The sequence below is a fragment of the Candidimonas sp. SYP-B2681 genome (assembly GCF_003971065.1).
GTDB lineage: Bacteria > Pseudomonadota > Gammaproteobacteria > Burkholderiales > Burkholderiaceae_B > Pollutimonas.
Genome location: NZ_RYDV01000004.1, coordinates 78,202 through 102,409 on the forward strand (window position 1 = coordinate 78,202; position 24,208 = coordinate 102,409).

16 protein-coding genes are annotated in these 24,208 nt (G+C 55.6%); 13 read left to right on the forward strand and 3 right to left on the reverse strand.

Going from position 1 to position 24,208, the window contains the following annotated elements; translation table 11 throughout:
- Nucleotides 1-755: 755 nt before the first annotated feature.
- A complete protein-coding gene (locus tag EKL30_RS09855; protein ID WP_126707062.1) occupies nucleotides 756-1,829 on the forward strand; it encodes a hypothetical protein in 1,074 nt (357 codons plus the stop codon).
- A 285-nt stretch (nucleotides 1,830-2,114) separates the two neighbouring features.
- Nucleotides 2,115-4,658 (forward strand): hypothetical protein, encoded by a 2,544-nt coding sequence (locus EKL30_RS09860; RefSeq protein ID WP_126707063.1) that lies wholly within the window; start codon nucleotides 2,115-2,117, stop codon nucleotides 4,656-4,658.
- Between the two features lie 819 nt (nucleotides 4,659-5,477).
- On the opposite strand, the gene EKL30_RS09865 is transcribed toward EKL30_RS09860, so the two are convergent.
- Nucleotides 5,478-8,348 (reverse strand): hypothetical protein, encoded by a 2,871-nt coding sequence (locus tag EKL30_RS09865; RefSeq protein WP_126707064.1) that lies wholly within the window; start codon nucleotides 8,346-8,348, stop codon nucleotides 5,478-5,480.
- 190 nt (nucleotides 8,349-8,538) lie between these two features.
- Nucleotides 8,539-9,981, reverse strand: a complete 1,443-nt coding sequence (locus tag EKL30_RS09870; protein WP_158618411.1) for a TolC family outer membrane protein — start codon at nucleotides 9,979-9,981, stop codon at nucleotides 8,539-8,541.
- A gap of 277 nt (nucleotides 9,982-10,258) precedes the next feature.
- Here EKL30_RS09870 and EKL30_RS09875 point away from each other — a divergent pair, with 277 nt between their 5' ends.
- The 9 genes from EKL30_RS09875 (at nucleotide 10,259) to EKL30_RS09910 (ending at nucleotide 19,420) form a co-directional block, all read left to right on the forward strand.
- On the forward strand, nucleotides 10,259-11,692 hold the full coding sequence (locus tag EKL30_RS09875) for a UbiA family prenyltransferase (RefSeq protein ID WP_126707066.1): 1,434 nt from the start codon (nucleotides 10,259-10,261) through the stop codon (nucleotides 11,690-11,692).
- Nucleotides 11,686-12,450: an FAD-binding oxidoreductase gene (locus tag EKL30_RS19180; RefSeq protein ID WP_233583003.1), complete on the forward strand. Its 765-nt coding sequence runs from the start codon at nucleotides 11,686-11,688 to the stop codon at nucleotides 12,448-12,450. Before EKL30_RS09875 ends, EKL30_RS19180 begins: the two co-directional genes overlap by 7 nt.
- A gap of 71 nt (nucleotides 12,451-12,521) precedes the next feature.
- The gene (locus EKL30_RS19185) at nucleotides 12,522-12,983 is read left to right on the forward strand and encodes a hypothetical protein (protein WP_233583005.1); all 462 of its coding nucleotides are present in this window, start codon (nucleotides 12,522-12,524) and stop codon (nucleotides 12,981-12,983) included.
- A gap of 2 nt (nucleotides 12,984-12,985) precedes the next feature.
- Nucleotides 12,986-13,741: an SDR family NAD(P)-dependent oxidoreductase gene (locus EKL30_RS09885; RefSeq protein ID WP_126707067.1), complete on the forward strand. Its 756-nt coding sequence runs from the start codon at nucleotides 12,986-12,988 to the stop codon at nucleotides 13,739-13,741.
- Between the two features lie 5 nt (nucleotides 13,742-13,746).
- Complete coding sequence (locus EKL30_RS09890; RefSeq protein ID WP_126707068.1) at nucleotides 13,747-15,840, forward strand: hypothetical protein; 2,094 nt, start codon at nucleotides 13,747-13,749, stop codon at nucleotides 15,838-15,840.
- A 15-nt stretch (nucleotides 15,841-15,855) separates the two neighbouring features.
- Nucleotides 15,856-16,794 carry an NAD(P)-dependent oxidoreductase gene (locus EKL30_RS09895; RefSeq protein ID WP_126707311.1) on the forward strand — a complete coding sequence of 313 codons (939 nt, stop codon included), beginning with the start codon at nucleotides 15,856-15,858 and terminating at the stop codon, nucleotides 16,792-16,794.
- Entirely contained in the window at nucleotides 16,794-18,083 is a 1,290-nt protein-coding gene (locus EKL30_RS09900; RefSeq protein WP_126707069.1) for an NAD(P)/FAD-dependent oxidoreductase, read from the forward strand. Before EKL30_RS09895 ends, EKL30_RS09900 begins: the two co-directional genes overlap by 1 nt.
- A gap of 11 nt (nucleotides 18,084-18,094) precedes the next feature.
- A complete protein-coding gene (locus EKL30_RS09905; protein ID WP_199748540.1) occupies nucleotides 18,095-18,481 on the forward strand; it encodes a GtrA family protein in 387 nt (128 codons plus the stop codon).
- Between the two features lie 9 nt (nucleotides 18,482-18,490).
- The gene (locus tag EKL30_RS09910) at nucleotides 18,491-19,420 is read left to right on the forward strand and encodes a lysylphosphatidylglycerol synthase transmembrane domain-containing protein (RefSeq protein WP_126707071.1); all 930 of its coding nucleotides are present in this window, start codon (nucleotides 18,491-18,493) and stop codon (nucleotides 19,418-19,420) included.
- 19 nt (nucleotides 19,421-19,439) lie between these two features.
- Here the strand turns inward: EKL30_RS09910 and EKL30_RS09915 are convergent, their stop codons facing one another.
- Nucleotides 19,440-20,753, reverse strand: a complete 1,314-nt coding sequence (locus EKL30_RS09915; RefSeq protein WP_126707072.1) for a flippase — start codon at nucleotides 20,751-20,753, stop codon at nucleotides 19,440-19,442.
- Nucleotides 20,754-20,886: 133 nt separating this feature from the next.
- Here EKL30_RS09915 and EKL30_RS09920 point away from each other — a divergent pair, with 133 nt between their 5' ends.
- Both EKL30_RS09920 and EKL30_RS09925 read left to right on the forward strand, forming a co-directional pair.
- Nucleotides 20,887-22,158 (forward strand): O-antigen ligase, encoded by a 1,272-nt coding sequence (locus EKL30_RS09920; protein ID WP_158618412.1) that lies wholly within the window; start codon nucleotides 20,887-20,889, stop codon nucleotides 22,156-22,158.
- Between the two features lie 46 nt (nucleotides 22,159-22,204).
- A complete protein-coding gene (locus tag EKL30_RS09925) occupies nucleotides 22,205-24,148 on the forward strand; it encodes a hypothetical protein (RefSeq protein WP_126707074.1) in 1,944 nt (647 codons plus the stop codon).
- The last annotated feature ends 60 nt before the right edge of the window (nucleotides 24,149-24,208 follow it).

Genomic DNA, 24,208 nt, shown 5'->3' on the forward strand with positions numbered 1-24,208 from the left:
ACACAGGGGGAAGCAGATTTTTTGAGGGCTTTCCGGCGATCGCAGCAAGCATGGGAAGCATTTTACGAAGCGCAGATGCGCATGATGTTTCCGTTGACGGATACAGCATCAAATTACGGCAGTTTGTTTCCATTCTGCCGTGCCGCCTATTCGACTTCGCTGTTTAACACACGCCCCGCCCAACTCGGGGAATGGGTTGTAGGCACGCCGGAGGGCAACGTGTGTGCAGGGTCTTTACGGTTTGCTGAGCCAAGATTAATTCAGCATAGTGATCTCGCCGACTACGGATTGCTGGAACAAGGTCGCCATGTGTTGCCTCTACCACGCATGTAACGCAGTCACCATGGGTTTAGACCGTTCTTAACTCATGGCGCGAGCAAGCGTTAGCCGCGATCTGTACTTGAGTATGAATCGGCGAGAAGAAGACCGCGACCGTGATCGACGATGTGCATGATCCTTCGGCGGCATTGGAAAAAACTCTGCCTAATTTCCCACCGCGACGTCGTGCCCGAGCCTACAACTTTGTTAGCGCATCGGATGAATAGCCGATAGGTACGAAGCCCGACCCACTTCATAGGCCATACGACCTAGTTTGTAATTTTGTGTTGAAAGTATTACGAAACGTAAAGTAAGATCCGGCAGCTACTCCTACACGTTGGACATCAAGCGCAGAGCATGAACGTTTCGTCATTTCAGCGCATTACCACGCGGCTCTAATCACTTCGCCCAAGAACCACACGAGGTACGTACTCAACATGGCCAATCCCTATTTCCCCCAAATCGTTGACCGCTGGGCCACCAACGGGGACGACACGCTTCGAACTGGCTTCAACGAGCTTACGTTTGGACTTAACGGTAATGACATGCTTATTGCAAACGTGAATACGGAAGCCAACATCATGGTCGGGGGTGCCGGCGACGACACCTACGTCGTGTCCAATAATTCGGCTGTCATAATTTCAGACTCGTCCGGCTATGACACCTTGGTCGCCATGGGAATTGGCTTCGGCAGAGCGAGCAGCTACGTCGCCATCGTCGACGGCAAGCATTTATTGGCGCGCGACACAGTGTCGAATCAGCAAGTGACCGTTGCAAACTGGACCTCGCCGTCGGCGCAGATTGAACGTATTGAACTTTCTTCGGGCACGTATTCTTTCTTGGAAATCGTAACTGCATTGAACAAAGACGGCAGTCAAGTAGACAACATTACATCTGAGCAGCTAGCGCAGTGGGGCGCTTTACCTGCCGGTACCACAGCAGCTGTCGTGGAGGGCTTCGTCAATTACGTGACGGTACGCGAAGCTGAACTGGTGCGGACCATGTCGGCTGCAGCCGAACCCAAGCCTCCATCAACGCCCCACATTTACCTCGTGGACGTGGACGACGCTTTCTATCTAAGCCACAACCCCGACGTTGCGCGCGCAGGCGTCAATCCCGATCTTCACTTCAGTACAAGTGGATGGCATGAAGGGCGGAATCCCAACGGGTGGTTTGATACCTCATGGTATATGCAGCAAAACGCTGACGTTGCAGCGGCGAAGATCAATCCCTTTTCACACTTCGAACAGAACGGATGGCGCGAAGGCCGTGACCCCAACGCCATGTTCGATACCTCGTGGTACTTGCATCAGTACGTAGACGTGCAAGCCGCCGGGGTCAATCCTGCCCAGCACTATTGGGACTCAGGCTGGAAGGAAGGTAGAGACCCTTCTGCAACATTCCAGACCAATTCCTACCTGGCAGCTAACCCGGACGTCGCCCTGGCGGGCGTAAATCCGTTAGAGCATTGGATGACGAACGGGCAGCCGGAAGGTCGACTGTTAGCGTAGCGAAAAACGCTATTGGCGGCATGTCGTGGACCTTGATACCAACTGGTAGACGGCTTCTGTCCCCCTACCGCAAATCCATCGAACGGATATTTGCAGCTACACGAACGCCTGCATAAGGAGAGTCGAAACGCATTTCTCATCGCTTCAAGCTTGGTAAATAGTTGATACTTTTTGTAATTAAAAGCAATGCACGGTAGGAACGCTATTATTTTTATAACAATGTCCCGCTAGCTACCAGTATGCGGGATCTAAGTGCCCACATAACAATTATTCCGGAGATATCCCATGGCTACCCTTTTACCTTTTAGTCTTCAGTGGTATTTGACAAACAATCCTGACGTCGCTAACGCTGTCAGCACAGGTCTCGTCGACGCATTCGAGCATTTCAATACGTTTGGTAATTCGGAAGGCCGCACTCCGACACCACTATTCAACGCCCAGGAGTATTTGCTAAAAAACCCAGACATAGCCGCGGCGATCACCCGTGGTGAAACCACGGCATACGATCACTTCGTAAATTTCGGTGCCGCCGAAGGCAGGTCGCCCTTGAATCTGTTTGATCAAGCGTTCTATCTGCTACAGAATCCTGACGTCGCAGCGGCGGTCAAAGCCGGCACCATGTCCGCCGTCCAGCATTTCTTGCTGCATGGCCAGAGCGAACCGCGCCCATTTAGCGTTTCCATCGACCTGGGGGCCTACCTTAAGGCCAATCCCGACGTTGCTAAGGCCGTCCAGAACGGCTTTACATCTGCTCTAGGGCATTTGATGCAGTCTGGAACTAAAGAGGCCCGGGACTTAGGCAATGGCGTCAATTTGAAAGACTTTGCAAACGACCCAACGTTTACCAAGGCAATTGCGGCAGGTGACTTTCAAGCTGCGCTTGAACGCGTCGGAGAAGTGGCCCCATTCCTTCCTACATTTGTGAAGCCGGCGGGATGGACCGTTCCGGCTAACACGCCAATTCCGTTCGATTTTGTACCGCTTGACGGGAAAAAGCTTGTGATACCGGAAGGTGTCGTTGTACCGGAAGGGGCTGCACTGCCAGAAGCCTTTGCACCTACAACACCCGTTGTTCCGCCCGTCACGCCGCCAATCGCTGAAGGGCGGACCTTTTCGATCGATGCTGACTCGAAAGGAAATCTAGTCTTCCACGGCACTGCCGCGGGTGATGTGAAATTCATCGCTTCCGCAGACGGTGGCGTGTTCGAGCGTGAAGGCGTGAAGGCTAAGTACCAGTTCACAGGAGATGATAAAGCCATACTTCTGAATGTTGCACCAAACGGCATCATTGCTAATTCGGAGGTAGTCACAACGAGTTTCAGTGGTACGCTTAAATCTCTTCAAGATTCTGCCTCGGTGTACAACACTGTGTTTGTCGGCGCAGTTGATACTGCTCTTTCAGCTCGTGCTCCTGCAAACGAAGCGTGGTCGATTACGAAAGACGGATTAAACATCGTTCTTAGTAGTGGTGTCACGCTCACCGGCGGCTTCGACGTAAATGTTGACAGCGGAACAGCTGGCGTCCACTTTTTCGGTGGAGGAATCTCTGAAGGCGCGGTGAAAGGCGCAGTCGGCGGCCAGCACGCCATCTACGTCCGTAATGCTGACAAGGTGTCCGTGACCGGCACAAGTTTCCAGTCTGTCACTGGTAATGACAGAAACGCTCAAGCAAGAGCAATTGAGGTACAAGCCGGTGTTGCAGCAAAGGTCAATATTATTGATGCTGACTTTAATGGTTGGGTAACCGGTATCTATGTGAACCCAAACGGTGAACTGTCAGTCGTAAAAAGTAAATTCACGTCTAATAATGTTGGTATCGGCACAGAGGGCCCGGCAAAACTTCACGTTACAGGCAGCGAATTCGTTACCAGCAAATCGGAAGACATTGGCCTTACCCCCGGAAAAATCATTGGCGATGTCGATATTTCGGGGAACACATATACGGGAGGCATTCCCGCAATTAACAATGGAAATGACACCGCCCTTACCAATCTAAAGGGTGCAAACGTTCTAGTGGGAACCACCGGTGCAGATGCTCTGTACGGCGGTAACGGTCCTCAAACCATTTTCGGTTTGGACGGAAATGATTACATTACGGGGTACTCCGTTTTGACGGACAGCGGTGTCGACATCCTAGTGGGCGGCAAGGGAGCAGACTGGCTACGTGGCGGGAATGGCAGCCTTCCGGACGACAACCGTGCCGACGTAATTTATGCTGGCACTTTGACAGAAATCGACACGGCCACCGGCGTCTTCGCTGAAAGCCAAGACTCAGAAGTGACGGGATGGGCAAAAAGCTTTGAAGAAGGCTATGCCCCCTGGACTAACTATTTTATTGATGCCAGAGATGCAAATATTCTAGAAGGTAGAGGAGGTAACGATGTTCTTGTTGCATCAAATCAAAAGGACGTATTTCTTTATAAAACCCGAGCTAATAGCAACGATTACTTTGAGCACTACCCCAGGTTGGAAACCACAGCGCTAAAAGCTTTCGGCACTGACACGATACATAATTTCACGGTAGGGGTAGACAAGATCGCTGTAGTGATGAATGTTGGTGGTGGTGACCATACATTTGTTAGCGGCGCTGGTGGAAATTACGGTCAAAGCCAGGTATACGCTAACGCGGGCGAAAGCAACGGGTGGACCTTGAAAGGTGCTGGCGGCAATTACACTCTCGCCTTCGACTCATCGAAATATGGTCCAGCCGGTGAAGGGGAGGCTGGGGACTTTAGCATCCACCTAGTTGGTGTGAAGGGCACTGGCTCACGCGACAACGAAGGATTCGCCGTCAGCGATTTCTTCTTGAGCTCCGGCAGCGGTACTTGATGGGAATAGTCGTCAAGGGATCGCATTCAGTCGGCGATCGCTGAATGGGGTCCGCTGAGATTATAGAAAGCGGTATCCCCCAGCTCTTCGGTGCTGGGGGATTAATGAGATGTTACCCCTCTTCAAAAGCGAATCGCGCTTTCGTAGGTATTTGTGGGGCGCACCAAAAGGCGTCATCAGGCGCGCTAGAAGCATACTTTCATGCGCTATTGACTGTATGTTTTTCTACGCTCACCATCCCCCCGCAGATCGTCTTTACTAAGTGCGTCAGGGCGTCAATACCACGGCGACTAGTGTTGTGTGAGGGTTCGCCGCCCTTCCTGTGGGTGCCCGCGACCCGCTTAATATCCGTCGCGGCTAGAACGGTCGGACGAAGTCCAGCCCCATAGCTAATAGATAGGCAGCGTCGATCGGGCAGCCAGATAGCAGAGGGACAATGAGAGATAGTGACGCAAACCACTGTCGGCCGCCTCCGCAATGCATTGCTCGATGCGTCTTAGCGAGGTCGTACAACTTGCGCTGTAAACGTTTTGGGACGATCTCGGACAGTTCCCCATTACGCTTCGGCATACCCTGGCATGACAAAGCCCCACAATCCTAAGATTGCGAGGCTTTTCGTGCTGGGTCAATCCTGGCATTCCATTCGCGCCAAAACTCAGCAGCTAAACATTAGCCGCATTTGACAGCGCTGCAGAACAAACTGGTGCTGAACCAGCCCTTTCTAGGGGTAATCCGTCGCTGAGTTTCCGAACCCCGCCCCGATGGGGTAAGGTTCAGAGTTCGTGCAGCGGAAAACTTTACTTAGTTATCCAAAAACAATTATGCAGCCCAGATAACGTCGGCTGCGTCGATACCCGTCACGGCACCAATCAAAATCACAGCATCGTCAGCTGCGCTGAAGTTGCCGTCTTTGTTGGCATCGATCGCAAGATAAGTGTCGGCTCCAATTGTCAAAGCCGCCACACCTGCGTTCACTGAACCGTTGACAAAGAAGTTGGCTTGACCATTCTTTACCAGCCCGAGCAAATCGACGTTTGCAGTGGAGATCGTAGCTGTTACGAACGCATCAGTACGAGCGCCAGTGAAGCCGAACGCACTCAGATCGATCTTGTCCTTATCACCGAAGCTGGTGATAACGTCCATCTTGGTGAAATCCAGTTCGAGCGCGCCAGTGGTCGCATGTGCCTTGGTGGCCAACTGTGTATCCGCCGCAGAGGTGATAACGATGGTGTCCTTAACATCATCAGCAGGGGCAGCACCTTGCTTAAGTGCGTATGTGTCGGCACCAGCACCAGCCTTTACAATCATATGGCCTACCGTCGACGTGATATTGTCTGCGCCAGAACCGCCATTGAACGTCACCGCATTAGCATTTGCCAACGACACTTTCACGCCAGCAGAGTTGCCGGTCGCATCGATCGTTGCCAGTTTTGGCGCTGTCGTAGTAGTCACCAAGTCGAGTTTAGCGTTACCGGTAACCACGACTGTCTTCACTTCGTTGCCGGTTAGGGTCAGCGTGTTGGTGTAGTCGCTAGCCTTGTTCGCTTTGATTGGCGTCGCAGCCGTTGCATCGCCAACGCCGGGCAGCGCTGTAGAATTTACTTGAACTGTTTCGATCTTGTTGGCAGTCAGTCCAAGCTCTGCCTGCTTGGCAGTATCAGCAATGCCGGTCTTATTGGCACTGTCATCGGCAGATAAAGTCACCTTGGCAACATCATCGGTGCCAGTATCGTCAGCCAGTGCGAAACTCAGTGTGCCAACGGCACCATCTTTCGCCGTAATCGTCGTTCCAGCGGCGGCATTAAGTATCTTTGCAGTAGCTGCACCAGCAGTAAGAACTACTGCGTTGATGCTCGCTTCCCGGGAAAGATCAAGACCAGTAGCGCCTGTGTTTCCAGTCACATCTACTACTTCAAAGCCTTCGATGCGGTTAGCTTCAGCCAGACCGAAGTCGCCCGTGATACGAATTGTGTCAGTACCGGCACCGCCTTGGAAATTGATGGTTGAAATAGCGCCAGCCAAGTTGCCAGCATTAACGAAGTCATCACCTTCGCCAAGGTCAACCGTCAGAGTGGTCGATGCCGTAGTGTAGTTGGGCGTAGTGATGGTCAGTTTGTCGTTGCCCGCACCGGTATTAATTACGGTGGCCTTGCCAGCGACGTTGGCAAGAGTGATGTCGTCTTTGCCAGCACCGCCGGCTACTGTAACGCCGCCCTTAGATGCCGTCAAAACGAGCTTGTTATCACCAGCACCCAAGTCAACGGTTGCGCCGTCTTTCAGGTTTGCAACTGCAAGGATATCATTGCCCGAACCGCCCTTAACTGTCGCCAGTACGGAATCAGTATGTCCATCAAGCTTGTTCGTGCCAGTGAATACGACGCCGCCTGCCAAACCTGAAGCGTCGAACGACGTCAGCTTAGCCTGAGTTGTGCCCAGATTCGCTACTAGGTCACCAGTGCCCGTGATTGTTGCTGTTGCAAGAACGTCAGTGTCTGCGAACGTGAGCGAGTCAGCTGTGCTCGTGCCGGCGGCTTTATAGGTACCTGCGCCGTTTGCCTTAACAGACAACGTTTTGACGGTGTCAGCGGGAGTCGTAGCGTGGTCGTTTTGAGCGGCAACTGTAACCGTTCCCTTAACGTCAACATTCAATGCTGATAGAGCAGCGGCCTTAGTGTTGACAGACTGCAAGGTAACCGTGTTTGTCGCGGCATCAGCAGCCTTGGCGACCTTAACAGTAACGGCTGCCGCTTCAATGCCTTTGACATCCAACGAGCGTACGCCGCCCGAAGTAACCGAAGTTACACCAGCTGCGCCGGTGAACGTGACGCCAGCAACAGAATTCGCTTCGACAACACTCGTAACGTCTTTGGAGATCGCGACGCTCTTGGCAACGCCAGCGCCGGCACCGTCAACGGCAATGTTACGAATCTCTATTGTCTCGATCGAGGTAGTCGCCGCTGTGACGTCGCCACTAATAGTGGCCTTCAATGTGTCGGCACCGCCGCCACCGTTCAACAAGTCGACGTTTTGCAGGGTATCGGTCAGAGTGCTGCCAACCAGCGCTTGGTTAGCGGTGAAAACGTCATTACCGGCGGTACCAGTGAGATCATCCGCACCAGTAGTGAGCGTGAAAGTGCCGCCTACTGGACTGACAGTAGGATTGCCAGGACGACCTTCGTTGTGACCGAACTGATAGAAGTGAACTGCCAATAAGGCGGCTTGTGCATCTGACAAGTATGCTGGATCAGTAATACCAAAGGCTTTAACCAAGTCTGGGTTAGCTGCCGCGTAACCGCTCAAGCTGGCTTTAACCAGAGACACTGTTGGGCTTGGGCTGCGGCCTTCGTTGGCACCGAATGCTTGGAAATGGGCAAACGCTGTGTCGATAGTGATGCCGCCTTTTTCCAGATCAGGATTCGAGAAAAGGTAGTACGCAGCGTTGAACCAGGCTGTTGGCGCACGGCCTTCTTTAGCGCCGAACTGCAGGTAGTGGGCTTCTGGATCAAGACCAGAATCGGCGACGTCCTTGTTGTTTTCAAGGTAGTACTTCGCGTTAAAAAACGGATTAGCCATTTGTAGTAGTCCTATATGTTTCGGGTTACACCCATCGATGGATGTTGCTTCGGCCTGGCTACGTTGACGCGCGTCATCTGACCTAGGCTTCAGTAACACTGGGGGCAGCTTAATCAAGTTGCCTTATGTTGTCAATTGAAGGAATTGGGTACTTATAGGGTATACCCGAGTGTGTGTAAATACTACCGTAGCCCCCCACATAGTACGAACATGTACAGTTTTGGAACAAGCGGTAAAACTTGCCTTACATTGAGACAATAGTTGTTGCTGTACTGCAACACGAAATATGCGTTACAACTGCCTATTATTACTGGTTATTGTTACGGCTTAACGCGATGACGGGGCCTAGGTAAAGATCATTAATCTCGTCAAAAGGGCCACTATGCAGATCGCCGGCCGCGGCCGACAACTGCAGGCGCGCTAGCAGGTACTCCAGGCGCGCCTTTACCAGCTCGTACTTGGCCTGGTAAAGCTTGTCTTGGGCTTTGAGCACATCAAGGTTGCTCCAGGCGCCTACTTCAAAGCCCTTACGGGCTGAGTCCAGGCTTAGCTGGCCAGATTCCACTGCCGCTTCTAGGGCGATGACGCGTTGCGCGCCACCCTGCACGTTGGTGTACTGCCGGGTTACTTCGGCCTGGCTGCGTTCTATGGCGGCGTTTAACTCGTACTGCAGGCGGCTACGGTCAGACCGGGTACGCGACACGTTGGCGGTGTTGTAGCCGCCGGTGAAAATGGGGATGTTGACCTGTATACCTATAGTGAAGGTGTTGGTGCGTTGGCTTAGGGTCGACAGGTTCTCGCTATCGGCCTTACCGTAGGTGGCCACCAGGTCCATCGTGGGCAGGTAGCGGCTGGCCGCGCGGTCGACTTCCGCTTCGGCCACATTTACGGCCTGCCTTGCAGACTGGATCTCAGCGTTATTGGCGCGGGCGCGGTCCAACCATTCGTTTAAGCTGCCTGGGTTTAGCGGGGGCAAGGGGAAGTTGCTGCCCAATGCCGCCAGATGTTTCGGTGGGCTGCCTAATAAAGCCTGCAGTTCGCGCGTTGCTACGACCAGCCGGTCTTCGGCTTCGATAATGTCGGCTTTTGCTACCGCAAGCCTGGCTCGGGTTTCCTGGGCGTCGGTGCGGGTGCCTTCGTTCTGTTGATAGCGGGCATCAAACCCCGCGACTTGGCCTTCCAGTGATTCGCCCAAAGACCGGTTCAGGGCCAGGGTTTCGTATGCAAGCAGTGTATTAAAGTAAGTCGTGGCCAATCGTATGCCGGTTTCCTGGCGTCTGACGTCAAACACGGCGCTGCCCTGGTCGGCACGGGCTTTGCCGCGCTGGTATTCGGCGTAGCGGCTGTAATTCAAAAGCGGCTGTTGCAATTGGATGTAGCCGTTGGTGGACTTGTAGTCCAGTTCGCGGCCGACGCGTTGGCCGGCGAAATTGGGCTGGCTGGCACTGCCGCTGACGTTGCTGCGCACGTAACCGGCTTGAATCTGCGGCAATAGTCCGGCGCGGCCCTGGGCCCGCTCGGTTTGCGCGGCGGCTTGTTCGCTGATGGCGGCTTGGTAGGTATGGTCGTATTGCAAGACGGCGCGCCAGGCGCGCGACAAGTCCATCACGTCTTGCGACGCCTGAGCGTGCCGGGCGGCCGCGGCCGGCGTGTAGATGCTTTGTGCACGGGCGGCGCTATCGTTTAGTCCCAGCACCGCTAAGCCTGCCCAAAGCCCCAGCCGCGCCAACCCGGGCACGTTGATCGTCAAAATAATTGTCCTTATTGTGGGCATACACATGACAGGGGCCGAAAAGGTTGGTATTGAGCTTTGTTCGACCCACTGTGCCAATCTTCACATATTGGCTTGCGGTAATGCCTTGCCTTGCGGCGACCATATCGGTCGCGGATCGAAAGGCCCGTCATAATAACATCCTGCAATACTCCCGATTGCCGTCTACCGGGCAAGTGTGGTGTAGTTGGCACAACGTTATAGTGGGGCGAAGGTAGAATTAGGCCCTGTCGTTCTCGCAAGCCAAGGACTTATTTTGGGTTACTTCCCGCTCGTCGTCGACCTGGACGGCACTCTGATCCGAACCGATATGCTGCACGAGTCGGCACTGCAGGCATGCCGCGACCGTCCGTTGGACGTGTTGCGAATTCCGGCTTGGCTGCTTAAAGGTAAGGCAGTCATGAAACAAAAGCTTGCCGCCCAGTGCGAGTTCGACGCGGCGTCGCTGCCGTATCACCTGGAACTGGTCGAGTGGCTGCGCGAACAACGCGCTTCAGGCCGCAAGGTAATTTTATGTACCGCGTCCGACCTGTCTATTGCCACGGCCATCGCCCAGCACCTGGATTTGTTTGATGAAGTCATCGCCAGTAACGGCAGCGTGAACCTCGCGGGCAAGCATAAAGCCCAGGCGCTGGAGGAACGTTACGGCAAGGGCGGCTTTGATTATGTGGGCAATTCGCACGCCGACGTCCCGGTCTGGCAGCGAGCACGGCGCGCTATCGTGGTTAGCGCCCCCGCTGAAGTCATCCGAAAAGCCGGCGTTGCCTGCGAGGTGGAACGCGTATTCCCGCGCGTGCCTTTGGGCTTGGGCGTACTGGCGCGCATGCTGCGCGTACACCAATGGGCGAAAAACGCCTTATTGTTGGTGCCTTTGCTGGCCTCTCACCAGTTGGATGACCCCGACACCTGGCTGTTCCTGCTGCTGGCCATTGTGTCGTTCAGTCTGTGCGCCTCGTCGGTATACATCGCCAACGACCTGATGGATTTGGAAAGCGACCGCCAGCACCCACGAAAACGCGACCGCCCTTTCGCCTCGGGCATTGCGCCCGCCTGGACGGGCGTCGTGCTGGCGCCGATACTGCTACTACTAAGCTTGCTGCTGGCCGTGCCGGTGGGTTCGGGCTTCGTGACCTGGCTGGTGGTCTACTTTATCGTGACCTGCGCGTATTCCTGGGGGCTTAAACGCCTGGCGTTGATCGACTGCCTGACCTTGGCGGTCTTATATACCTTGCGCATTGTGGCGGGGGCCGCCGCCGCGGGACTAATGCTGTCCTACTGGCTGCTGGCCTTTTCGGGCTTTCTCTTCCTGTCGCTCGCCTTTGTTAAACGCTACGCCGAACTCCAGGTTCAACTGTCGCAGGGCAAAGAAAAGGCGCATGGCCGAGGCTACGTAACATCAGACGCCTCTTTGGTGCAAATGCTGGGCATTTCGTCGGCCTACTCCGCGGTCGTCGTTCTGGCGCTTTATCTGGACAGCGATACGGTGGTTGAGCTTTACCAATCACCCGAAATCGTTTGGGGCGCCGTACCCGTGGTGCTGTTCTGGATCAGCTGGATGTGGCTGCGCGCGCACCGCGGTGAAATGCACGACGACCCGCTGGTATTTGCCATGAAGGATAAGGCGAGCTTGCTGGCCGGTGTTGTTTTTGGCGTGGTGATGATTGCCGGCGCCGTGGGCGTGCCATGGTGAACATGTCATCGTGGGGCCGTCTGTCGGCCGATGAGCACAAGGTTGTGCCCTTGGTCGACGCGGCTACGCTTGCGACACAAGTGCAGCAGTCGCTGCCCGGCATCGCCCACGGCATGGGCCGCAGCTATGGCGACGTCTGCCTGAATCCCCAGGGCACGGTATGGAGCACCCGGGCCCTTGACCATTTCATCCGCTTCGACGACGCGACCGGCATCCTGCATTGCGAAGCGGGAACGCTGCTGCGCGATATTCAGCGCCTATTCGTGCCCCGCGACTGGATGCTGCCGGTGACGCCGGGCACGCAAATGGTGACAGTGGGCGGCGCCATTGCCAACGACATCCATGGAAAGAACCACCACGTCATGGGGTCGTTTGGCGACCACGTGCATAGTCTGCGTTTGCTGCGCACCGACGGCAGCGTCATCGACTGCGCGCCGCAAGAGCATAGCGACTGGTTTGCCGCCACCGTCGGCGGAATGGGGTTGACCGGGATTATCGTGCAGGCCAGCATACAGCTGCGCCGCGTGGCCGGCCCGTGGCTTAATACCGACACCGTACCCTATGCGAACCTTGATGAGTTCTTTCAGCTGGCCGATGAATCCGAAGCGGGCTGGGAGCATACGGTGTCATGGATAGACTGCATAGGCGCCAGAGGCCGGGGGGTGTTCATGCGGGCCAACCATGCGCCTCGCACCGACTGGCCGCGCACCGGGGCCGAGCGCAAGCTCGCCATTCCCTTTACCCCCCCTTTTCCCTGATTAACAGTCTGTCGCTGAAGCCTTTTAATCAAGCCTACTATTATTTGCAGGCGCGCAAGGCCGGCCCAGGAATGAGCCATTACGAGCCCTTCTTCTACCCGCTGGACAGCATTCATGAATGGAATCGCATCTACGGGCCGAAGGGCTTCTTTCAATATCAGTGCGTGGTGCCGCGTAGCGGTGGCCGCGATGCCGTGCAGGCGATGCTAAAAGAAATAGCGCGTTCTGGCGACGGGTCATTTCTGGCGGTGCTGAAAACCTTTGGTGAACGGCAATCGCTAGGCATGCTGAGCTTTCCCCAGCCGGGGGTCACGCTGGCTCTCGACTTTCCGAACAAAGGGTCAAGCACGGCCCGGCTATTTTACAAACTGGACGCCATCGTGCGGCAGGCCGGCGGCCGCTTGTACCCCGCCAAAGACGCCCGCATGCCGCGCGACCTATTCGAGGCGGGCTACCCCCGTCTTGCCGAATTCTTGCAGTACCGCGACCCGGGCATCAGCTCGGCCATGTCGCGCCGATTAATGGGAAGCTGAACGTGCAGAACAGAAAAAGAAAGATTGTGATCATCGGCGCCACCTCGGCCATCGCCGAGCACTGTGCCCGACTATGGATTGCCAACGCCAGCATTGAATTGATATTAGTGGGCCGCAATGCCGAGCGCACCGAGCGCGTGGCAACCGACCTGCGCGTGCGCGGCCTACAGTCAACCGTATTGGCCGTGGTTGCCGACTTCGTGAACCCGGCTGCCATCCAGGAATTCGCCGACAGCATCGTCGCGACCGGGCCGGTGGACTGCGTATTGATCGCCCACGGGTCGCTCCCCGACCAGGCGGAATGCCAGACGAACCTTGATGCATGCAGCACGGCATTGAGCGTGAACGGCGTGTCGCCCGTTTTATTTGCCGAGGCATTTGCCAGCCACATGCAGAAAATCAACCAGGGCACCGTAGCGATTATCGGGTCCGTCGCAGGCGACCGCGGGCGCAAATCGAATTATGTCTATGGCGCGGCCAAAGGTCTGGTAACGCGGTACGCGCAGGGCTTGCAACACCGGCTGGCCGGCACGAATGTGAAGGTGGTTTTGATCAAGCCGGGCCCCACCGATACCCCCATGACGGCCAGCATGAAAGGCAGTGGCGCGAAACTTGCCAGCGTGGAATCCGTGGCCTCGGACATTGTGCGCGGGATAGAACAGGGGCGCCCCGTGGTGTACACCCCGCGTAAATGGGAACTGATCATGATGGTCATCCGGCACCTGCCGCGTTTCGTTTTCAACAAAATGGACATCTAACGCTTATGGCTCTACCCCGGCAACGCTATGCCTTGGCATTCACGGCAACTGTCGTGGCGCTATTTATTGCACTGGCGATTGCGGGAGGGGTCATTCACTATTCCCCGGTTCCTTACATGGATATGTGGGATAGCTACCTGAATTTTTATGTCTCGTTAGGAAACGGCAGGTGGCTGGCATGGTGGGACCAGCATAACGAACACCGCATCGTGCTGGCACGGCTGCTGTTCTGGATGGACCTGGCGTGGTTCCATGGACGGGGCATCTTCCTGCTGATGATGAACTACGTGTTTGCCGGGCTATCCGCAACGCTTTTCTATGTGTATCTGTCAGAGCAGTTGCCCGGCGCCGCGCACCAGCAGTTTCGTCGCCTGCTGGGTTTATTCATTCTCGCCAGCTTGTATGCATGGTGTCAGTCTGAAAACCTGACGTGGGGGTTCCAGAGCCAGTTTTTTCTTTCCCAGCTTCTGCCTTTAGCGGTCTTTTACTGCATCCATAAGTCGGCAAGCGATTCGGCGCGGTCTTTTGGCTGGTATGTCGCGGCGTGTTTCTTAGGGGTGGCGGCCGTCGGTACCATGGCGAACGGCGTGCTGGCGTTACCCCTGGCGTGCCTGCTGGCGCTAATACTTGGCTTGGGGAAAAGGAAGGCGGCGTTTCTGGCATTGCTTTCCATTGCCGGAATCACGATCTATTTCTATGATTTTATCGCCGCCAGCCATCATGGCTCTTTGCGCGATGCCATCCTTAACGAGCCGATCAGGCTTTTCCGGTATGTGCTGATCTACATCGGCAGCCCCTTCTACTATTTCTTCGCCGGCGGGAAACTCGGCAAGAATATGGCTGAATTCGCCGGTTTCATTTTGGTCGCAAGCTCTGTCGTCTTTTGCATCAGAGCCATCAGGGCACGGTCCATGCCCAGCTTGTCGCTGGCCCTGCTGACTTTTATTTTGTATGTGGGCGGCACCGCCTTTGGCACCGGTGGCGGGCGGCTGGTGCTGGGCCTGCATCAAGCGGTAGCCAGCCGGTATACGACGCCGGCGCTGATGGCTTGGGCAGCACTATTGATACTGTATGCGCCGTTTCTGGCCGTTCGCCTGGAACGCTGGGGGAAGAAGTCGCTGGTACTTGGGTTGCTGGCCGCCGCCCTAATGTTTCCCTTGCAGCTGACTGCTCTCCAGCCTTTTGATGAGCTCTTTGATCGCCAGGTCGCCGCGCTCGCGCTGGAACTTCGCGTCAAGGATGACACGCAGCTAAAAAGACTTTATCCCAGGCCTCACGTCATCATGGACACGAGCGCGGTAGCCGTCGAACAAGACCTGTCTATTTTCGGCCTGGAGCCGATAAAAAACGTGAGTAAGCTCATAGGGACCAAGCAGCCGATGAAGACCACATCGGTATGCAAGGGCAATATCGATAGAGTCAGCGACATAAGCCCGGACAGCCGCTACGTTCGTATAGAAGGCAGCGTGCTGGACGAAGACGGCCGAGGCGTTGAAGGGCCGGTTCACATTATGAATGCCGCCAATACCATTGTGGGCTACGCCCTGACCGAACCACACCAGTCTGGCGCTGGGGCCAATGCCGAGAACCTGCCGTTGAATCAGTTCAAAGGATACCTATTGGCCGAGTACGAAGGCGAGCAGATAACGCTGGCGAGTGTCGCGTCGGCTTGCGCCGTGTCGCTGACAACGCCGCAGGCACTGTATTACGTGGGTCCTTCAGGCCTTGCGATCGACTCGGTGACCGTAGGGCAAGAAAGCGTGATCGACAATAAGGGGTGGCAAGGCAAGGACTATCAGCAAACAAGCGCCGCTGGCCTGGTGGTTCTAGGCAGCTTTATACAGTCCGACGCAGATAGGGGCTCGCTATCGTTAGCGCTTAAGCGTGGCGATAAGTTGCTATATCGTTCCGGACCGGGTGCAGACAGGCAGCGCCTGGAGCTCAGTCATCACAAAGAGTCGTCGATCGCCTTGCCCGTGGCCGACGAATGGACCTTGCTGGACTTTTCCGTTGCTCACCTGCCCGACACGTTTACCGTGACCTTTATCGATGCCGGCGACGGTTGGGGCGAGTGGTCAGCCATTGCCGTGAAAGAATAAATACCTATGGATACTATGCAAAATCAAAAAATCATTCTGCCGGGTGGTGCGGGCTTGGTCGGCCAGAACCTGGTCGCCCAGCTGAAACGCAACGGCTATACCAATTTGGTGGTGCTGGATAAACACCGCGCCAACCTGGAAGTGCTGCGCAAATTTCATCCCGATATCGTGATTGAGTACGCTGACCTGGCCGAACATGGCGACTGGGAAAAGCACTTCGAAGGCGCCGACGCCGTGGTGATGTTACAGGCCCAAATTGGCGACCCAAAGCTGGAACCGTTCATTCGCAACAACATTACGTCGACCGACAACATCCTGCCTTTGATCAAGCGCTACAACATTCCCTATACGGTACACATCAGTTCGTCGGTGGTGGAATCGGTAGCCAGCGACCACTACACGAACACCAAGAAAGAACAGGAAGACCACGTACTGGCCAGCGGCATTAACTGCGTCGTGTTGCGCCCTACGCTGATGTTTGGCTGGTTCGACCGCAAACACCTGGGGTGGTTGTCGCGCTTCATGCAAAAAGTCCCGGTTTTCCCCATACCGGGCAGCGGGCGCTATATGCGCCAACCCCTGTATGTGGGCGACTTCTGCAGCATTATCATCAGTTGCCTGGAAACACAGATAAGCGGTCAGGTATTCAATATTACGGGGCTGGAAAAAATCGACTACATCGATATTATTCGCCAGATCAAACGGGCCACGCATGCCCCGGCGCGTATTGTAAAAATTCCTTATTCCCTGTTCTACACTCTCTTGAAAACCTGGGCCGTGTTCGACAAGAATCCGCCCTTCACGGCAGACCAGCTGCAAGCGCTGGTCGCCCACGACGAGTTTGAAGTCATCGACTGGCCGGCTATTTTCAAGGTGCAAGCCACGCCTTTTTCACAAGCCATAGACGAAACATTTAACGATCCGACCTATAGCAAGGTCGTTCTGGAATTCTAATGAGCGGACAACGTATAGCAGTATTAGGGGCAGGCCCCATGGGTTTGGCTGTGGCGTATCAGTTAGTGCGCGACGGCCACCATCCGGTTATCTTCGAGGCCGACAACCGTGTCGGCGGCATGACCGCCATGTTCGACTTCAACGGCCTGAGCATCGAACGCTACTACCATTTTCATTGCACGTCCGACACCGATTTCCTGCAGCTGCTGCAAGAGCTCGCGCTGGACGACAAAATGCACTGGGTCGAAACCAAAATGGGTTACTGGTACCAGAAGCGTTTGCAGCCCTGGGGTAACCCGATTGCCTTGTTGCGCTTTAAAGGCTTGGGGCTGGTTGCCAAGTTCCGCTATGGTCTGCACGCCTTCCTGTCGGTCAAGCGCAATGATTGGAAACCGCTGGACGGGGTCAACGCCACCGATTGGATCAAGCGCTGGGTTGGGCCGGAAGCCTACGAAGTCTTGTGGCGCCGCCTGTTCGACTACAAGTTCTATGACTTTTCCGACAATTTGTCTGCTGCCTGGATCTGGAGCCGCATACGGCGCATCGGGCGCTCGCGCTACAGCCTGTTCCGCGAAAAGCTGGGCTACCTGGAGGGCGGGTCCGGAACCCTGTTAAATGGCCTGCAAGCCTATATTGAAAATAACGGCGGCGAATTCCGTTTGAGCACACCGGTATCCAAGGTGCATATGGATGGCGCCCGGGTTACCGGCGTCGAAGCCGGCGGCCAGCTGGAGAGTTTTGATAAAGTTATCAGCACCATACCTTTGCCCTATGTGCCTCGGGTCATGCCCGACTTACCGCCGGCCCTGATCAAGCAATACGAGTCGGTCAAGAATATTGCCGTGGTCTGCGTGATTGCGAAGCTAGCCAAGCCCGTAACCCGAAACTTCTGGCTGAACATCAACGACAACGATATGGATATCCCTGGTCTGGTGGAATACAGTAATTTGCGCCCCCTGGATCAACATATTGTGTATGTGCCGTTTTATATGCCGGGTGAACATCCCAAGTATTCCGACCCCGACCAGGTGTTCCTGGACAAGGTCCGAAACTACGTCAAAACCATTAACCCGGGCCTGCAAGACGACGACTTTATCGACATACGCGCCAGCCGCTATCGCTTTGCGCAACCCATATGCCCGCCTAACTTCCTGGACACGATCCCGCCGTTTGAGCTGCCCATAAAAGGACTGTGGGTCGCTGACACCTCGTACTATTACCCGGAAGACCGCGGTATTTCAGAGAGCATAGGCTTTGGCCGGATGATGGCAAAGAAGGCTGCGGCGTGATACAGCAGTTCATGTCGCGCCAGTTCCTGGTGTTTCTGATCACCGGGGGCACGGCCGCGGCCGTGAACTTCGGTTCGCGCATCGTCTACAACCAGTGGGTCGATTTCTCGACGGCCATCATACTGGCCTATATCACCGGCATGATCACGGCCTTCGTATTGGCCAAGCTGTTTGTGTTCAAGGACAGCCAGCAATCGGTGCACCGCTCGGCGCTTTTCTTTACCCTAGTGAATCTTGTCGCTGTCCTGCAGACCTGGGCCATCAGCATGGTGCTGGCCTTGTACCTGCTGCCTGCCTTAGGCGTGACCCGTTTTGTCAGTGAAATTGCCCACGCTGTGGGCGTCGTAGTGCCCGTCTTTACCAGCTATCTTGGCCATAAACGCTGGTCGTTTCGCTAAAACCGGCACATGAGGGTTAAGCGCGCTCTGCTTGGTCTGCTGTTGATCACGGTGCTATACGTGGGCACGCTGGTGTGGGTCGATTCCCGCAACCAGGTGTTTTCCCAGCTGCCCGACGTATTGCAGGCTCTGCCCGCGCTCGCCGCCTTGTCCATGCTGTCGTATGTGCTGCGCTACCTGCGCTGGCACTGGTTGCTACGTAGGGCCGGCCATGCGCTACCGTGGGCAAAAGGTTTTCTGGCTTACCTGACGGGCTTTGCTTTTACCGCCACGCCGGGCAAAGTCGGCGAGCTGGTCCGCATACGGTATTTTCTTCGCGCTGGCGTAGCGCCAGCCACGGTGATTGCCGCCTTTGTTTACGAACGCGCGTTTGATTTGATCGCGGTTCTGTTGCTCGCCACGCTGGCGGTCCAGCAAACGGATGTTTTTGCCTACGTACTGGCTTTCGTGGTGATTTTTCTGGGAATCGTCGTGGCGGTGGCTTGCAACCCGAAGTGGCTGGGCAAGGTGTCCGCCCATTTGCGGTTGCGCCGTTTTTCGCGGCTATCGCGCATTACCCGCACCCTAGGCCAGGGTTTTTCCGGTGCGAGAAGGTGGCTGAATCCAATAGATATGCTGGTTTCCCTGGGCTTCGGGATATTGGCGTGGACGGTAGTTTCAATTGCTTTTGGCTGGCTGCTGCAAGAAGTGGGCATTTCCATACCGGGCTTGGCCGCACTGGCCATTTACCCCTTGGCCATGCTGGCGGGCGCTGCATCAATGTTGCCGGGCGGGGTGGGTTCCACCGAAATTACCATCATCGCCCTACTGGCGGTTTACGCTGTACCCTTCAATCTGGCAACGCTGGTTGCGGTCGGAATACGCTTTGCCACGATTTGGTTTTCAGTGGTGTGCGGATTTATTTCCGTGGCCATACTGGAGTTCTGGCGTCAGCGCTAAGCGGCAAGGTCGCCATTCACTACAAAATGGGCCGCGCGATGGCCGGTAGTTCGGCCGGTTCGTCGTCGTTTATGGTCTTTTTGACGACAATCAGCAGCAGAATAAGGTCGAGTCCGACGCGGCACACCCATGCCACGGCTGCGCCCAACAAGCCGAAAAAATGCAGGGCCACGAAAAGCAGCGGCACATAAACCAGCAGCTCAAACAGATGCAAGATGGCCGTGGTTTTTGCGTCGCCTGCCGCCTGTATCATGGCGAAGGGCACAAAGGCGATGCCGTTAAGCAATACGCCCAGGCTTAGGACGCAAGCAATCAACCAGGATTTTGATGCGAAATCCTCGTCCAGCCATAGCGCAAGACCGGCATAAGACCCCGCCGCGATAAGCACGCAAATGAGGGCCAGGCTAATGGCCACAGCACGAATCGAGCGGCGATAAAGCATCGTGGCAATCGCGGGCTCGGACTTCAGTGTTGAGGCAAGGCGCGGAAATAGCGCCGTGGTTAAGGCCCCTGGAATGATCAGTACCCGCAGCAGTATTTCAAAGGGCACCGTGTAATACGCCACGGCGCCCGCGCCCAACACCGCTGCGATAATAAAACGATCGGCCGTCACCATCAGCGGGCTAATGATGTTGGACACCGTGATCCAGGCGCCAAAGGATAGCAGGCGCTTGATATCACTGGCGCGCACCCCGGTGTTCGACCACGTGCAACGCAGTCTCATGTGAACGCACACGCCATAAGCCAACAAAATCACCAAGCGCAGCGCCACCAAAGCGGTGACCATATAAACCAGCGATGGCCCCCAAAATACGACGGTGAGCGCGGGCAGACCAAAATTGGCGGCGCCCAATACCATGCGCAGCAGGTTGACCGTTTTGAAGTCTTCGAACGCTTCCAGCACACCGCGCAGCCCCGTCGTAAGGGTGGTAAGCGGGATGCCAAGGGCCGCGATCAGCAGGCTGCGGCTGGTGTCGGATTGCAGGGCAAGACTGACCTTTAGCCAACTATGCCCCAGCGGCTGGGACAGCGCTGCCAGCAGCAGACCGCCGGCCACACCCGTGATGGCCGTGAACGCCAGGCCCGACTTCACCAACTGCCCCACGTTTTGTGCCTGGTTCGCCGCGAGACTAGCCGCCACTTGCTGGGTCAAGGCCCGCCCCAGGCCAAAATCGAACAAACTGAAATAGCCGATCAAGGCCCAGATCAAGGTAAGGATCCCAAACGCTTCCACCCCGGCCCTGTTGATCAGGAAGGGTATCAGCAACACGCCCAACAGCAATGGCAGGCCGGTACCGACCAGGTTCCAGGTAGTATTTCGTTTAAGGGACATCAGTTTGGAGGGTTTGCGGGGGCGACTCGAAGGCGGACGGCGGGGAAATTTGTAAGCGTAGCATGATCTTGAAACACTCTGCCTGCTTATAATGTGCGCTCAATTTAATCCAGACGAAACGAGCAGGCAGTCAATGATAGAAGGCCGTAGCAGCAATTCCCGTTTGAACGCGATAGTCTCTGCAGGAGTTTTCCTTTACTTTTCGCTGATGTTCGCCCTGCCGTCGGGCTATTCTTATGGTGCCATCCTGCTGCTGCTGGGCAGCTTTTATTTTTTGGCAAAGGGCCATGGCCTTACGCTGTCTGGCGAAGATAAAACCATTATCTATGCCTTCATCGGCCTTTTCGCCTGGTCGGCGTTCATTGTCCTGCTACACCAGAACAATCCCAAGACTCTGGATCAGACCAGCCGCTTTCTGCTGGCCATTCCCGTATTGATACTGCTGCTGCATCGTCCGCCCCGGCTACGTCTGGTTTGGGCGGCAGTCGTGGTGGGCATTGTGCTATCAACGGGTATCGCCGTGTGGCAGCTTCATTGGCTGAACCAGCCGCGCGCGGCGGGCTTTCTGAATATTATCCATTTCGGCAACATTGGCCTGGTATTTGGGGTATTTTGCATGGCCGGCATGCTATGGGCCCGTACGCAGGGCCAGCACGCGCGCGCGTGGCGAATCGCCTTCTTGATAGGCATGTGCTCCAGCGTATACGCGATTGTGGCATCGGGCAGCCGTGGCAGCTGGTTGGCCGTGCCCCCGGTGTTGCTGCTATTTGTCGCGGCCTTCTTGCATAAAAAGAATATTAAATACGCCGCCGGCGGGGCCGTTTTTGTCGTGACGGCAACCGCCGCCTTGTTTTCCATTCCAGAAACGGGAATCGAGCAGCGCTACGACCTTGCGGTAACAGAGGTCGAAAAGTATCAGCAACATAAATATGTCGGGCAAGGCGAAGCCGTATCTTCCGTGGGCGCGCGCCTGGAAGTATGGCGCACGGCCTTGATGAATATTCCCCAAAAGCCTTGGCTGGGCTGGGCAGAAGATGACTACCATGCCGAACTGCAACGCCTGGTGCAGGCCAAGGAAATCGACCCCTATATGTTGAACATGGCCAACGCCCATAACAACTATCTGGAGGTGTTGTTGCTACAGGGTGTTGTCGGCTTGATCGCGTTGCTTGCTGTCTTCGTGCTTCCCCTATGGTTTTTCTGCAAGCGCCTGCGTTCCAGCGACATCACGGTAAAAGCGCTGGCCTTGTGCGGCTCGTCGCTGGTGGCGTCCTACATGATGTTTGCGATCAGCCAAGTCATACTCGGCCGCAATAACGGTGTTATTTTCTATGTGCTGACCCTGGCTATCGTTTGGGCGTGCATGCGGCAGGAAGAAAAGAGGGGCCTCCATGGCCCTACTTAGGCGCCGCGCCTCTTTGTGAACCTTATCACCACTTTTATGCGGGCTTATGCTGAGCAATATTGATCACAAGTCCGTCAAGTGGGCAAGAAGCGATGTCTATTTCCTCTTGCTGGCCGTTGCCTGCTTTCTCTATGCGGCGTTCATTGCCTTGCGCTACGCCGATCAACTGCCGTTGGATCTTTATTCATTCAGGCAAACGCAAACCGCCATCACCACGTATTGGCTGGGCATAAACGGATTTAGCCTTAACTACGAAACGCCCGTGGTTGGGCCGCCTTGGTCCATACCGTTCGAGTTTCCGCTCTATCAGTACATCGTCGTACTGCTGTCCCAGGGTCTGAACATGGACTTGAACGCCGCGGGTCGCATTGTGAGCTTTGTGTTCCTGGCGCTTTGTGTGATTCCCGCGAGCAAAATCGCAAAGCAGCTGGACGTTTCCCGGGCATCGCTGTTTATATTCCTGGCGCTGCTCTTTTCCAGTCCCCTGTATATGTATTGGGGCCGGACCTTCATGATCGAGACGGCGGCCCTGTTCTTTACGCTGATGGCCATTTCTTATTTTCTGGATATTTTGGCTGGGCGCAATACCACCCGTTCCGGCGTGCTCTTTCTGATTTTCATTGTTCTGGCCCTTGTCCAGAAAGCGACAACACCGCTGCCGGTGCTTGCCGTGCTGGCCTGTGTGTATTTGTTCCAAACCTTGAAAGATACCGGTTCGGTGAAAGCGGTATTGTCTTCCCGCTTCATTAAACAGTCATTGCTGTATTTTGTCCTGCCCTTGCTGGTGGGAACGATATGGACGCTATATACCGATCAGGTGAAGTCGGCCAATAGCTTTGGCATGCAGCTGACGTCTGGCGCGCTTAGCGAGTGGAACTGGGGAACGTGGGCCCACCGCCTTGCCGGCAATTTGTATAGCGATGTGATCTGGCGGCGCATGCTGGGCCAGAACCTGGCCGGCTTTTTAGGGCTAGCGCTTCTTGTGGCAGGCCTTTTCCTAAAGGTTCGCCCGGCGATCAAGGCCGCGATCTGGATATGCCTGGTGTTGGGCATGGTGCCCGTGTTTATTTTTCCCAACCTTCATATCGTTCATGAGTACTACCAAACCGCCAATGTGGTGTTCCTGCTATTCGCGGCCGCCTTGGTGATCGGTGAATCGTTTGGCAATAGACGGCGCGGCATCAGCACTGCGGTGATAGTGGCGAGCCTGATGGTGGCGTCCAACCAGTACGTATTTGCCCGTGATTTCCTGAAAACCGTTGAAACCGTGTACACGCCGGCAAACTCGCGCGACCTCGCCATTGCAGAGACCTTACGAGCCAACCTGGCCGAAGACGCCGTCTTCGTGACCTTTGGCGATATGTGGAGCTCTTCGCTGTCGTATTTTTCGGGACATAAGTCGTTTACCGTGCCCGACATTTACGATCAATACGATCAAGCCATCGCGGCTCCGGAAAAATACGCAGGCGCTTATCCTTTAGGCGCGGTGGTGGTTTGCCGCGACAATAAAGGGTTCCTGCTTCCCGAAGTAACGCAATGGGCTCGAGGCAAGAAAGACTGGAAGGTGAGCGAAGTGCATGGTTGTTATATTGCGCTGCCGGAACAAGGCCCGGGCGTATCGCTACACGCTGCGCCGGCGCAATGCCAAGGCTCCATTGATGTTGCCGGCCCGGTGGATAGCCGAATGCCGGGCGTCATTGCCGTGAAGGGCTGGACCACGGTTGACGGCGAAAAGGGAATTGTGCCGGAGCTAAGCTACGTTAGCCTGACTGATCTGCGCAACAAGGAAACGCATTACTTCGAAGCGACGTCGACCTATCGGCCCGATGTCAATGCCCACTTTGGCCAACCCGATATGAAACACACCGGGTTTAGCCGACTGATCACCCTGCCCTCGCCGAGCGGCCAATATGTGGTCGGGCTGGCACGGCTGACGGGCGGAAAGGTTGAAACCTGCCAATTTGCGAAAGACGTCAGCGCTGGCAAGTAAGGCGTCATCAAATGCACCGTTCGCCACTGTTCTGAGCTAAAGTCAGCGAATTTGTGTTCG

What these genes read in the sequence shown, in the direction of transcription:
- EKL30_RS09920 (WP_158618412.1), top strand. Translation starts at nt 20,887, where the DNA reads ATGATAGAAGGCCGTAGCAGCAATTCCCGTTTGAACGCGATAGTCTCT.
- EKL30_RS09900 (WP_126707069.1), top strand. Translation starts at nt 16,794, where the DNA reads ATGAGCGGACAACGTATAGCAGTATTAGGGGCAGGCCCCATGGGTTTG.
- EKL30_RS09925 (WP_126707074.1), top strand. Translation starts at nt 22,205, where the DNA reads ATGCTGAGCAATATTGATCACAAGTCCGTCAAGTGGGCAAGAAGCGAT.
- EKL30_RS19180 (WP_233583003.1), top strand. Translation starts at nt 11,686, where the DNA reads ATGGTGAACATGTCATCGTGGGGCCGTCTGTCGGCCGATGAGCACAAG.
- EKL30_RS09860 (WP_126707063.1), top strand. Translation starts at nt 2,115, where the DNA reads ATGGCTACCCTTTTACCTTTTAGTCTTCAGTGGTATTTGACAAACAAT.
- EKL30_RS09915 (WP_126707072.1), bottom strand. Translation starts at nt 20,753, where the DNA reads ATGTCCCTTAAACGAAATACTACCTGGAACCTGGTCGGTACCGGCCTG.
- EKL30_RS09855 (WP_126707062.1), top strand. Translation starts at nt 756, where the DNA reads ATGGCCAATCCCTATTTCCCCCAAATCGTTGACCGCTGGGCCACCAAC.
- EKL30_RS09890 (WP_126707068.1), top strand. Translation starts at nt 13,747, where the DNA reads ATGGCTCTACCCCGGCAACGCTATGCCTTGGCATTCACGGCAACTGTC.
- EKL30_RS09905 (WP_199748540.1), top strand. Translation starts at nt 18,095, where the DNA reads ATGTCGCGCCAGTTCCTGGTGTTTCTGATCACCGGGGGCACGGCCGCG.
- EKL30_RS09910 (WP_126707071.1), top strand. Translation starts at nt 18,491, where the DNA reads ATGAGGGTTAAGCGCGCTCTGCTTGGTCTGCTGTTGATCACGGTGCTA.
- EKL30_RS09895 (WP_126707311.1), top strand. Translation starts at nt 15,856, where the DNA reads ATGCAAAATCAAAAAATCATTCTGCCGGGTGGTGCGGGCTTGGTCGGC.
- EKL30_RS19185 (WP_233583005.1), top strand. Translation starts at nt 12,522, where the DNA reads ATGAGCCATTACGAGCCCTTCTTCTACCCGCTGGACAGCATTCATGAA.